Below are 4,459 nucleotides of genomic sequence, written 5' to 3' on the forward strand. Positions count from 1 at the left end.
CGCCCGGTGTCGCGGCCCCGGCGCCCGCGAGGCCCGTGTTCGTGGGCAGACCGGGCGCGTCGTGGGAGCCGTTGACCTGGCCCGCGGGTGCCTTCGGCAACGAACGGGGCCTGCGGCTGATCGCCGGGAGCGCCTGGTCGCGGGGGTCGTCCTCCGCGCTCGCCGAACCGGACTTGCCCTTGTCCGAGATTTCGCTGAGCAGGTCCGAACGCACCAGCACGATGGCCCGCGTCCCGCCGTAGGCGGAGTCGCGCAGCGTCACCGTGAGGCCGTGCTTGGCGGCCAGCCGCGCGACGACGAACAGGCCGAGCCTGGGCTCGTCGGACAGCGCCATGAAGCTGAAGTCGGGCGGGTTGCCGAGCATCTCGTTGAGCCGGTCGAGCTCCTCGGACTCCATGCCGATGCCCTGGTCCTCGACCTCGATCACCGCGCCCCGGCCGACCAGCTCGCCGCGCACCTCCACCCGCGACTGCGGTGGGGAGAAGGAGGTCGCGTTGTCGATCAGCTCCGCGAGCAGGTGGACAAGGTCGCCGACCACGGGCCCCGCGACGGCCGTGGCGGGAAGCTTGCCCATCGTGACCCGCTTGTACTCCTCGGTCTCGGCCGTCGCGCCCCGCACCAGATCGCTGATGGCGACCGGGGTGCGGAACTGCCTGCCGGGCTGCTCGCCACCGAGAATGATGAGATTCTCGGCGTTGCGGCGGGCGCGGGTCGACAGGTGGTCGAGCCGGAACAGCATGTCGAGCTGATCGGGGTCTTCCTGCTTGCGCTCGGCGGCGTCGAGCGCCTGGAGCTGCCGGTGCACGATCACCTGGCTGCGGTGGGCGATGTTGAGGAAGACCCGCTTGGTGCCCTCCCTGGTCTTGGCCTCGTCGACGGCCGCGGCGATGGCGGTCTGCTGGGCCTTGTTGAACGCGTCGGCGACCTGTCCGATCTCGTCGTCGCCATGGTCCAGGTACGACACCTCGGTGGACAGGTCCACGGACTCACCGCCGCGGACGCGTTCGACGACGCGGGGCATCCGTTCCTCGGCGATGTCCAGTGTCTCGGCGCGCAGCGAGGTGAGCCGCTTGATCAGCCCGTTCGACAGCCGCCATGCGATGAAGAACGCCGCCGCCGCGACGAGCAGCACGCCGACCGCCGCGAGCACCGACGTGGTGAGCTGGTCCTCGGCCTCGTCGAGCGCGAGATTCGTCGCGCTGGTGCTCTGCTGGACGTAGAGGTTCCACAGCCCGGTGCTGACCTCGGCCGCCGCCGTGCGCCACTCGGTTTCGGGGACGGGCAGGTTGGTCTGGTTGCCCCGCAGAAAGGCGTTCTCGACCGTCGTCAGCGTCTTCCACGCCGGACTGCTCACCAGCTGTTCGTACTGCTGGCGCACCGCCGGGATCATGTTCGGTTCCGCCTGCCGCAGCGCGGAGTGGTAGGCACCGACCTGGCTGATGTAGCTGCGGAACTCCTCTTCGGTCAGTCCGCCGCTCGCGATTCCGGCAGAGGCCAGCGCGTCACCGCGCGACATGGAATCGGAACTGGTGAACAGCGGCATCGCCATGAGCCGCTTGTAGGCGGTCTCGGCGCTCGGGGTCTCCTGGGCGACACCGTTGAGCCCGGCCGTGTACTCGTCGATGATCCGGTTGTAGAAGTCGTAGGCTTCCTGCAGCGAGACGTCTCCGCTGTCGACCCGCTCCCGGAACTCCGGCAGGGCGCTGACCTGACGCTGGGTACGGACGATGCTCTCCGCGACGTTCGCGGGCGCGTCCCCGCCGATGTCCTCGAGCGCCTTGCTCTGCTCCTGCGCGGTGGCGTTCGTCGCGGCGCGGGTCTGCTGGAGTTCCGCGCGCAGCGAACGCGAGTCCGACAGCTCCTGCAGCGTCAGGCGCCGTTCCTCACGCACGGCGGCGAAGAAGCGGCCCGCCGGTTCGGCGGCATCGTGCACCTTGGTGGCGAAGGACCGGACCTGAACCGAGTCGTAGATCAGGTAACCCGCGAGCGCCGACCCGGCGAGCAAGAAGACGAGACTGGGCAGGAACGCGATCGCGAGCACCCGGGTGCGGATCGTCGCACGCCCACGGCGTGAGGCGGTCTTCGTGTTCAACAACGCGCTCAAGGCCCTTTCAGCGACTGTTCCGTTTGGGCCCCCAACCCGGTGGTCCGCTCGCGCGACCCCGCACCGAGCCGACGCTGCGCATGGAGGCTATGCAGTCGCGCGAGCATCAGTCAATACGGTGACTCGCCGTCGACCACGGCACGGCGGCGCTGGTCACGGAGTCGGAAGCCCGCCTCACAGGCGAAATTTGTCAGACGGACTCTATGTGTCACACCAGGATGGGCGCAGCCCCTTGTGACGTGCGTCCTTACTGTGGCGTAGCTCATGTTCGAATGGTGTGAACCGCAGCGACGTAACCCTCGCGAGAGCCCCCGCGATACTCCCGGTGAGGCACACCGAGGAGGTGGTGTCGATGCCACGACGGTCCGCGCACGACGGTATCGCCCCGCGCCCGGTACCGCGGCGGGCGTTGTCCCGGGGGGTGCTGTTCCTGCTCGCCGCCGCGTTCGGCGGCACGGCGGGCGTGCAGGTCTTCCTCGCGGGAACGATGTCGGAGTGGTGGCCCGCCGTGCTCGCCGGGGCGCTGGCCGTGGCCGCGCTGTGGTGCCTGGTCACCGCGGTGACGTGGGACGACCGGCACGGGCACCCGTGACGCCGGCCCACCGGCCGGGACCACACCTGGTCCGCACCAGCCGAAAAAACACCGGTCTCGACCGCGCGCATCGGCCGGGAACCGCGTCGTCGACGAGTGTCACCCGTACCGGTCGAGTCCACGTGAGTCAGGTGCGGTCGGCGGCCAGGTCCCTGCGGATGGTGTAGGGCAGCACGCTGTTCGCGGCCAGCGCCTGCGCGTCGAGCGTTCGCGGGCGATAGGAGATCTCCGGGAACCGCTCGGTCATGCGCGTGGCCGGGTCGGCGACCGCGTCGGCACGGCCGGTGAGGAAGGCCCAGTCGAATTCGTCGGAGCCGTAGTAGAAGACGGTGCCGAAGACGTCGGTGAACCGGTCGTAGGCGCGCCGCAGCATGTCGTTCAACCACAGCGTGGGACAGCCGACCTGGGAGGTCACCACACCGCCCTCACGCAACGCCGAGGCGCACAGGCGGAGGAACTCGGTGCCGAACAGACGGTTGTGCTGCGCGGCGTCCTCCCGCTCCCCGGGCAGGTCGGCGACGATCACGTCGTAGCCGGGTTCGCCGGAGGACGCCGCCCTGCGCACGAACTCCCAGCCGTCGGCGTAGTGCATGGACACCGGCCCGTCCCCGCGCACGGCGCGGTCGAGGTCGTCGGCGCTGTAGCCGTAGGGCAGGTGGAGCGCGCACCGCTCGACGACCTCGCGGTCGATGTCGACGTGGTCGACGTGCGCCGCGCCCGCCTCGACCGCCATCTGGCTGATGACGCCCTCGCTGGAACCGACCGCGAGCACTCTCTCGACCCGGTCGGCGAGCAGGAGAGCGGGCACCAGCAGCGCCTCGTGGTAGTGCCGCTGGGCAAGCTCCGTGCTCTGCGGGTCGTTGTCGCAGAACAGCGCGACACCCTGGGACGTCCGCGCGATCACGGCGTGCTGATAGTCGGTATCGCCCTCCCAGATCACCTCGTCGAGGTCCCAGAGCTGGGCCAGCCCTCGCGTCAACGGCTCCTTCAGCTCGGACAACGAGTTCCACTCCTCTCGTGGTGCGCTCGGCGGCTCGGAACGCGACGGGACACCCGGCCCCGCCGCCGGGACCATCATCGCGCCGACGGCGCTCGCTCGCCGTGCGGGGACTGGGCGTGGGGACCGTGATGCCCGCGCGGTAAGGAATCCTTCACCGCGCGGGCGCGGCCGTGCCAGGCTGGATACGAACGGCGTCCGGGACGGGGGAGGGGCAGTGCGCGGCGACGAAGTGCGGCGGGACAAGGCGCGAGGATCGCTGTTCGGTCTGGCGCTCGGCGACTGCCTCGGCTCTCCGTTCGAAGGCATCGCCGACGTCTCCGATGCCGACATCGTCGCCGTCGAGCGCGACCGGACACCGCTGCGGCACACCGATGACACCGCGCTCGCCCTGGTACTGGCGAGACACCTGGCGCACCGCCGATCCCCCGGCGCGACCGACGCGACGGCGCTCGACCACGACGGGCTCGACCACGACGGGCTCGACCAGGACAGCCTCGACCAGGACGTGCTGGCCCGCGAACTCGCCGAGGCGTGGCGGGCCGAGCCGTGGCGCGGCTACGGCGGCGGCGTGGTGCGGACGTTCGAGCTGATCGTCGCCGGAACACCGTGGCGGCAGGCCACGCGCGCGGTGTTCGCCCAGGGCTCGTTCGGCAACGGCGGGGCCATGCGCGTCGCCCCGGTGGCTCTGGCGGGAGCAGGCCTCGACGCGGTCGCCGACCTGGCGCGCCGCAGCGCCGAGGTCACCCACGCCCACGCCGACGCC

General features: G+C 70.8%; 4 protein-coding genes. 2 read left to right on the top strand and 2 right to left on the bottom strand.

What is annotated here, in order from left to right:
* Nucleotides 1-2,104 (bottom strand): sensor histidine kinase (locus SACSA_RS23265; protein WP_083940273.1); only part of this gene is annotated, 2,104 nt, incomplete at its 3' end.
* Nucleotides 2,105-2,456: 352 nt separating this feature from the next.
* Between SACSA_RS23265 and SACSA_RS0115655 the strand changes: the two genes are divergently transcribed.
* Nucleotides 2,457-2,696 carry a hypothetical protein gene (locus SACSA_RS0115655; RefSeq protein ID WP_048876872.1) on the top strand — a complete coding sequence of 80 codons (240 nt, stop codon included), beginning with the start codon at nucleotides 2,457-2,459 and terminating at the stop codon, nucleotides 2,694-2,696.
* Between the two features lie 127 nt (nucleotides 2,697-2,823).
* On the opposite strand, the gene SACSA_RS0115660 is transcribed toward SACSA_RS0115655, so the two are convergent.
* On the bottom strand, nucleotides 2,824-3,696 hold the full coding sequence (locus SACSA_RS0115660; RefSeq protein WP_019818580.1) for a spermidine synthase: 873 nt from the start codon (nucleotides 3,694-3,696) through the stop codon (nucleotides 2,824-2,826).
* A 214-nt stretch (nucleotides 3,697-3,910) separates the two neighbouring features.
* Between SACSA_RS0115660 and SACSA_RS23270 the strand changes: the two genes are divergently transcribed.
* Nucleotides 3,911-4,459, top strand: a 549-nt coding sequence (locus SACSA_RS23270; RefSeq protein WP_019818581.1) for an ADP-ribosylglycohydrolase family protein, incomplete at its 3' end; no start/stop codon positions are given.

Source organism: Saccharomonospora saliphila YIM 90502, from assembly GCF_000383795.1.
In the GTDB taxonomy this organism is placed as follows: domain Bacteria; phylum Actinomycetota; class Actinomycetes; order Mycobacteriales; family Pseudonocardiaceae; genus Saccharomonospora; species Saccharomonospora saliphila.

Excerpts from the sequence above, each read along its gene's own strand:
- SACSA_RS0115655 (WP_048876872.1), top strand. The coding sequence starts at position 2,457 with ATGCCACGACGGTCCGCGCACGACGGTATCGCCCCGCGCCCGGTACCG.